Source organism: Pseudooceanicola lipolyticus, assembly GCF_002786325.1.
Lineage (GTDB): Bacteria > Pseudomonadota > Alphaproteobacteria > Rhodobacterales > Rhodobacteraceae > Pseudooceanicola_C > Pseudooceanicola_C lipolyticus.
Genome location: NZ_PGTB01000002.1, coordinates 216,641 through 223,177, shown reverse-complemented (window position 1 = coordinate 223,177; position 6,537 = coordinate 216,641). Strand labels below are relative to the sequence as shown.

At 59.5% G+C, this 6,537-nt stretch carries 5 protein-coding genes and 2 pseudogenes; 4 read left to right on the top strand and 3 right to left on the bottom strand.

The annotated features are described in order from the left end of the window. Positions 1-113 precede the first annotated feature (113 nt). Positions 114-632, bottom strand: a pseudogene (locus tag CVM52_RS27575) (transposase family protein); the annotation flags it as partial. Positions 633-656: 24 nt separating this feature from the next. On the opposite strand from CVM52_RS27575, the pseudogene CVM52_RS02255 reads away from it, so the two are divergent. After that, positions 657-1,649, top strand: a pseudogene (locus CVM52_RS02255) (acyl-CoA dehydrogenase family protein); the annotation flags it as partial. Positions 1,650-1,670: 21 nt separating this feature from the next. Here the strand turns inward: CVM52_RS02255 and CVM52_RS02250 are convergent. Beyond that, the gene (locus CVM52_RS02250) at positions 1,671-2,837 is read right to left on the bottom strand and encodes a CaiB/BaiF CoA transferase family protein (RefSeq protein WP_100160984.1); all 1,167 of its coding nucleotides are present in this window, start codon (positions 2,835-2,837) and stop codon (positions 1,671-1,673) included. Between the two features lie 33 nt (positions 2,838-2,870). Further along, positions 2,871-4,016: a CaiB/BaiF CoA transferase family protein gene (locus CVM52_RS02245; protein WP_100160983.1), complete on the bottom strand. Its 1,146-nt coding sequence runs from the start codon at positions 4,014-4,016 to the stop codon at positions 2,871-2,873. 104 nt (positions 4,017-4,120) lie between these two features. Between CVM52_RS02245 and CVM52_RS02240 the strand changes: the two genes are divergently transcribed. Genes CVM52_RS02240 through CVM52_RS02230 form a run of 3 tightly spaced genes read left to right on the top strand, consistent with a single transcriptional unit; the run spans position 4,121 to position 6,534 of the window. Next, positions 4,121-4,498 carry a Zn-ribbon domain-containing OB-fold protein gene (locus CVM52_RS02240; protein WP_100160982.1) on the top strand — a complete coding sequence of 126 codons (378 nt, stop codon included), beginning with the start codon at positions 4,121-4,123 and terminating at the stop codon, positions 4,496-4,498. Between the two features lie 3 nt (positions 4,499-4,501). Continuing rightward, positions 4,502-5,653 carry a thiolase family protein gene (locus CVM52_RS02235; protein WP_100160981.1) on the top strand — a complete coding sequence of 384 codons (1,152 nt, stop codon included), beginning with the start codon at positions 4,502-4,504 and terminating at the stop codon, positions 5,651-5,653. 23 nt (positions 5,654-5,676) lie between these two features. Then, positions 5,677-6,534: a MaoC/PaaZ C-terminal domain-containing protein gene (locus tag CVM52_RS02230; RefSeq protein WP_027264317.1), complete on the top strand. Its 858-nt coding sequence runs from the start codon at positions 5,677-5,679 to the stop codon at positions 6,532-6,534. Positions 6,535-6,537 lie beyond the last annotated feature (3 nt).

Genomic DNA, 6,537 nt, shown 5'->3' with positions numbered 1-6,537 from the left:
ACTGACCGTTCTCAACGCAATGATCAAAACTGGAACGGCCTACCGAGACGCCATTGTTTGAAACACAGTTGCTACTCAAGAGTTGGAGCCTCCGGAAAACCCGGCGCGGTTCAGTTCAAACCTTCGACCTGGCCGTTCGTCGGGGCAATGGTCCCTCGGACCATTGCCTGACCCTCCTCACTCCACGGGTGGTTGGGTTTCGCTAGTCGATGCTTGATATCATTTGCCTCACAGATCAGATCAAACCGCATCTTGCGGAACGTCACGCTGTCACGGCTCCGAGCCTGTTCAGCGAACTGGATGCCGTTATCCGTCGGGTTCGTGTGGATCTTGTACGGAACGGATTCGAGAAGGTGTTGAAGAAACTCCCAATCCGACTTGCGATTGACATGCGCGACCAGTTGCGCGAAAGCAAACTTGCTGATCCGGTTAATGGCCTCAAAGAGATAAAGCTTTCCTTACGCTGTCTTGACTTCGGCGATGTCGATAGGAAAATAGCCAATCGGGTCGCGTTTGAAATTCTGCCGCTTCGGCTTTTCACCTTCGGCCTCTGGCAAACGGGATCTCCCATGCCGCCGCAGACAACGATGCAATGAAGATCGCGTCAGGTGCGGGATTGAGGGCTGCAAACTGGTCGAAAATCTAGGACCACCTCTGTCATGGGTGGCTCGATTGCCGAAGAATATGGTGGGTTCGGTGGCGGCATCGGGTTCGACGCGATTACCGTCTACGAGCAGGGGCGCACCGGTGATACAGGTTGGGGTTATGGGATCCAATCCATCGTAATCCATTATCTCAACGCATATGGCAGTGAGGAACAGAAGAAAAAGTGGTTGCCGAAACTGGTCAGCGGCGACAGCGTTGCGGCGATTGCCATGACCGAACCTGGAACGGGGTCAAACCTTCAGAACGTCCAGACCCATGCCGAAAAGGATGGCAACCACTACAAGATCTACGGTTCGAAGATCTTTATCACCAACGGGCACACGGCGGATCTGGTTGTGATCGTGGCAAAGACCGACCGCAATGCCGGCGCCAAGGGCGTTTCGCTGATCGTTCTGGAAACCGAGGGTGCCGAGGGCTTTCGCCGGGGACGGAACCTGAAGAAACTGGGTATGAAAGGTTCGGATACTGCTGAGCTGTTCTTCGAGGATGTGCGCGTGCCTACGGCGAACCTGCTTGGTCCGGAAGAGGGGCAGGGGTTCTACCAGCTGATGAAGCAGCTGCCTTGGGAGCGGCTGATGATCGGCATTACCGCGCTCGGCTTTATTGATTTTGCGATCGATGAAACTGTGAAATATGTTCAGGACCGCAAGGCATTTGGAAGCCGGATCATGGACTTCCAGAATACACGCTTCAAACTGGCGGAATGCAAAACCAAGGCCGAATTGCTACGTTCCTTCGTAAATGACGGGCTCGCGCGTCTTGAAGCGGGCGAACTTGATGCGGCCACGGCTTCGATGGCGAAATGGTGGGGCAGCCAGACGCAGAACGAGGTCATGCATGAATGCCTGCAACTGCACGGCGGTTACGGTTTCATGATGGAATACCCCATCGCGCGACTTTATGCCGACAGCAGGGTCCAGATGATCTATGGCGGCACCAACGAGATCATGAAGGAACTGATCGCACGCTCGATGGATGTTTGATCCGTCCGGTGCCGGGTGGGGCTATTCCCTGCCCGGCCCCAGAATTTCGTCGCTGTGTTCCCCAAGTCGCGGGGCCGGGCGATGATCATGTCGCGAAGGGGTCGCCGAAAAGCGAACCGGCGGGCGTGTCGTCCAGATCGCACCTTCGGTCGGGTGATCAATCCGTTGAAAGAACCCGGTTGCGGCAAGATGGGGATCGTTCGGCAAATCTGAAAGGTTGCGCACTGGCATGGCGGGTATGTCGGCCTGCTCCATGAGGTCAAGCCACTCATCTGTGGTCCGGGTCAGCGCAATGTGCGCCACCATATCGTATACTGCGCCGATGTTGCGGCTACGGGCGTCCATGTCCGTGACCCAGACATGGTCGATCATGTCATTGCGCCCAACCGTCTTGAAGAATCGCGCCCATTGTACGTTGGTGTAAGGCAGAATTGTGATGTAGCCATCAGCGGTCTGAACTGGACGCCGGTGCGGAACCAGCATGCGGGCATAGCCGAAATCCTGCGGAAGCTCTTCAAAGGTGGCACCATCCATATGTTCGGCCAACAGGAAGGCGGCGAGCGTCTCAAACATCGGAACCTCAACATGCTGAGCCTCTCCCGTACGCTCGCGGTGGAATAGGGCACCCATCACGGCATAGGCAGCGGTGACCCCGCCAAGCTTGTCGGCGAGAATTGTCGGGGCATAGGCGGGCGGTGCCTCGGGGTCGCGAAGGGTCGCCAGGCTGGCCAATCCCGACACCGACTGGACGGAATCGTCGAATGCAGGCTTGGCGGCATAGGGCCCGTCCTGCCCGAAACCGGTGGCGGATACCGTGATCAGGTTCGGGTTTTCCTGGCGTAGAGTTTCGGGATCCAAAGACAATCTGGCCAGCGCCGCAGGCCGGATGCTCGAAATCATCACATCGGCATCGATGAGCAGTTTGCGCAACTGATCGCGACCAGTTTGTGTTTTGAGGTCGAGTACGACACTGCGCTTGTTACGGTTGGTCCCCAGAAAAGCGGCCCCCATCAGCTTGTTGCGCGATGGCTGGACCTGGCGAAGAAGATCGCCCTCGGGGCCTTCCACCTTGATCACATCGGCCCCCAGATCGCCCAGCATCTGCGTCGCCAAAGGTCCGAAAACCACAGAAGTCAGATCGACGATCTTCACGCCTTGAAGGATCGCCGGTTTGTTCTCAGCGGTCATTTGATTGTCCACCCTTTTGGTTGTCCACCGTTTTCATGAACGGGGTCCGAATTCGGCGCGAATGGCTTTACCTTGCGCATCGAAGGCCGGGCAGGGGCGCAGTGTCGTTTCGCCGACGCTGCGCCGGATCGGGGGTGTCGGGACGTTGATCTCGCCCGAGGGTGTGCCTATCACGGATCGGTCAAGCTGGGGGTGACCGGACAGGGTCGCCACGTCGTTCACCGCGCCCGAGGCAATGCCCGCAGCGTCAAGCCGCTTCAGCATCTCGGCGCGGTCATGCGAGGCGAACACGGCCTTGATGAGCACTTCGAGCGCGGGTTTGTTGTTGATGCGCGATGTGTTGTCGTGAAAACGGGGGTCGGTTGCCAGAGCCGCGTCGCCCAGTATGTGTTCACAGAACCTTTGCCATTCGCCGCTGTGCTGCACGGTAATGACGACAAGCTGACCGTCCTTGCATTCATAGGCCCCGTACGGGCAGATGACCGTGTGGTTCAGTCCGACACGGGGTGTCGGCTTGCCAAGGTAATCGTGATATAGCAGCGGAACCGACATCCAGTCGGCCATCACATCAAACATTGCCACGGAAACGCCGCTGCCCTTGCCGGTGCTATCTCGCCCGACCAGTGCTTCGCAGATTCCGGCATGGGCTGTCATACCGGTTGCGATATCGCAGACCGACACTCCAACCCGTCCCGGTCCGTCCGCAGTGCCGGTCACTGATGCCAGACCGCTCTCGCATTGCACCAGAAGGTCATAGGCCTTGGCGTTGCGCATCGGGCCGTCTTCGCCATATCCGGTGATGTCGCAGGTCACGAGACGCGGGAACCTCTCTCGCAGACTTGCGGAATCGAGCCCGAGCTTGGCCAGCGCGCCCGGCAGCAGGTTCTGAATAAACACATCCGCGTTTTCCAGCATCCTGAGCAGGATTTCACGGTCTTCGTCGGCTTTAATGTCCAGCGCCACCGATTCCTTTCCCCGGTTCAACCATGTGAAATAGGCGCTTTCGCCGTTGGCGGCGGTATCGTAGGCGCGGGCGAAATCGCCGGCTCCCTTGCGTTCGATCTTAATCACACGCGCGCCGGCATCGGCCAGCCGCGAGGAGCAAAAAGGCGCGGCGACTGCCTGTTCCAACGCAACGACGAGTTTGCCGGAAAGGGGGGCTAAGTCTGAACCTGACATGAGTTTCTCTCAATTGATCCTGAAAGGTTGACTAAATCTAACAATTGTTAGAAACATAATCAATACGATTAGACAAAGACTGGATCGCTTGAAGGAGAACGCCGGTGCAGGACGCCAAACGACCAGACCAGTTTTTCCAACGCGCGCTGGCAGAGGGAGAGATCCTGCTGCCCAAGTGCGATGACTGCGGGGCATATCACTTTTTCCCGAGAGTCCTGTGTCCCCATTGTCATGGCAGCGCGATTTCTTGGAAGAAGGCTAGCGGCAAGGGACGGGTCCACACCACAACAGTTGTGCGCCGAAAGCCCGAACGGGGCGGCGATTACAACGTATGCGTCGTCGAGCTGGACGAGGGTGTCCGGATGATGAGCCGGGTCGAGGGCATTGCCCCAGGTGAGGTCGTCATCGACATGCCTGTAACCGCATTCGTGGGCGAGGCTGAGGGTGTTCCGGCCGTGCTTTTCAAACCGTCGGAGGGATAGGCCATGACCACTGAACTTCGGGGAAAATCCGCCATCGTGGGAACCGGTCATGCCGGTTTCGGAGAAGCCCATGGCCTGACGGCCTATGATGTCATGGCGCAATCCGCGCTTGCGGCGCTTGGCGATGCCGGGCTGAACCTGTCCGACGTCGACGGGCTGTTTTGCACCATGATGGAAGACAGCATGCCGGCGCTTATGGCGGCGGAGTATCTGGGCATCCAGCCCCGTTTCATTGATGGCACGATGTCGGGCGGTTCGTCTTTCGTAAACTACCTGACGTCCGCGACCATGGCGCTGGACGCCGGTCTGTGTGATGTCGCGCTGATTGTTTATGGCTCCAACCAGCGCACCGCGTCGGGCAGACTCGTGACCGCTTCACGTCCGCCGGCCTACGAGGCGCCGTATAATCCGCGCTATCCGATCTCGGCCTATGCGATGGCGGCGGCGCGGCACATGCATGAATATGGCACCACCCGCGAACAGCTGGCCGACGTGGCCGTTGCTGCGCGGGCCTGGGCGCAGCACAACCCCGAAGCGTTCGAGCGCGGCCCGCTGACCCGCGAGGACGTGTTGGGTGCGCGCATGGTGGGCGATCCATTGACCGTGCGCGACTGTTGTCTTGTCACCGACGGCGGCGGCGCGATCGTAATGGTCCGCGCGGACCGCGCCCGGGATTTCCCGAAGGCGCCTGTCTATGTGCTGGGCAGTGCTGCGGCAAGCTCGCACCGGCAGATTTCGCAGATGAAGGATTTCACCGTGACCGCAGCCCGCGACTCGGGCGCGCGCGCTTTTGCGGCGGCCGGCGTGACCCCTGCGGACATCCAGGCGGTCGAGCTTTATGATGCCTTCACCATCAATACCATCCTGTTTCTTGAAGATCTGGGGTTCTGCGCCAAGGGCGATGGCGGGGCCTTTGTCCAGGGCGGGCGCATCGCGCCTGGCGGGGCCTTGCCGGTGAACACGAATGGCGGAGGCCTGTCCTGTGTGCACCCCGGGATGTACGGTATCTTCACAGTGATCGAGGCTGCTCGTCAGATCCGTGGCGACGCGCCGGGCATTCAGTTGAAGGATATTGATCTGGCGCTGGCGCATGGCAACGGCGGTGTGCTGTCCAGTCAGGTCACGGCCATACTTGGATCGCAAAACACGCTCTGACGGCAACTAAGGGAGGAAAGATCATGCCACTGGATTTCGAAGCACTTTCGAATTGGGATTTCGAAGAGATCAAGCAGACTCTGACCGAGCGGGATACCATCCTTTACGCACTCGGGCTGGGGTTCGGCGAAGATCCGACAGACAAGAAAGAACTGGCCTTTGTCTATGAGGACGGTCTGAAGGCGGTTCCCTCGATGGCGGTCATTTTGGGGTATCCCGGCTTCTGGCTGCGCGATCCCAAGACCGGCGTAAACTGGCAAAAAGTGCTGCACGGCGAACAGTGGCTCGACATCTACAAGCCGCTGCCGACACATGGCCGGATTGTCGGCCGCAGCCAGATCGACTTCATCTCGGACAAGGGCGAGGGCAAGGGCGCTGTGATCTATCAAAGCCGCGAGATCATCGACGCGGACAGCGGCGACAAGCTGGCACGCGTCGCGATGTCGGCCTTCGCCCGGGGCGACGGCGGATTCGGCGGCGAGAACAGGCCCGGCCCGACGCCGGCGGTGCTGCCGGACCGGGTGCCCGATCACATATGTGATATCGAGACGCTTCCGCGCCAGGCGCTGATCTACCGGCTCAGCGGCGACATGAACCCGCTGCATGCCGACCCCGATGTCGCGCGGTCGGTCGGGTTCGACCGCCCGATCCTGCACGGTTTGGCGACCTATGGTCTGGCCGCCCGGGCGATTCTCAAGACGTTGCTGGACTATGATTCTGCCCGGCTTGTCGGTCTGGATGTTCGGTTCTCGGCTCCGGTCTATCCCGGCGAAACCGTGCGGTTCGAAATCTGGGAAGAGGACGGCGAGGCCCGGTTTCGAGCGTCTATTCCTGCACGCGACGTGGTTGTTCTGAACAACGGCGCGGCGCGCTTTGCCTGAGGC